This window comes from Pseudomonas aestuarii (assembly GCF_027988105.1).
Classification (GTDB): Bacteria; Pseudomonadota; Gammaproteobacteria; order Pseudomonadales; family Pseudomonadaceae; genus Aquipseudomonas; species Aquipseudomonas aestuarii.
Genome location: NZ_JAQJZJ010000031.1, coordinates 1 through 503, shown reverse-complemented (window position 1 = coordinate 503; position 503 = coordinate 1). Strand labels below are relative to the sequence as shown.

The 503-nt window shown below is 62.8% G+C and carries 1 pseudogene; it reads left to right on the top strand.

From position 1 onward, the window contains the following. Positions 1-503: pseudogene (gene glyA / locus PH586_RS23415) on the top strand (serine hydroxymethyltransferase); the annotation flags it as partial.

Here is a 503-nt window from a genome sequence, read left to right as displayed (position 1 = left end):
GACCAAATCAAAGGCTACGACGACGAACTGCTGGCGGCGATGGACGCCGAAGAAGCGCGTCAGGAGCATCATATCGAGCTGATCGCCTCGGAAAACTACACCAGCAAGCGGGTCATGCAAGCGCAGGGCAGCGGCCTGACCAACAAGTACGCCGAAGGCTATCCGGGCAAGCGCTACTACGGCGGCTGCGAGCACGTGGATGTGGTCGAGCAACTGGCCATCGATCGCGCCAAGCAACTGTTCGGCGCCGATTTCGCCAACGTCCAGCCGCACTCCGGCTCCTCGGCCAACAGCGCGGTGTACCTGGCGCTGATCAACGCCGGTGACACCATCCTCGGCATGAGCCTGGCCCACGGCGGTCACCTGACCCACGGTTCCAAGGTCAGCTCCTCGGGCAAACTGTACAACGCGGTGCAGTACGGCATCGACACCACCACCGGTCTGATCGATTACGACGAAGTCGAGCGCCTGGCCGTCGAGTGCCAGCCGAAGATGATCGTGGC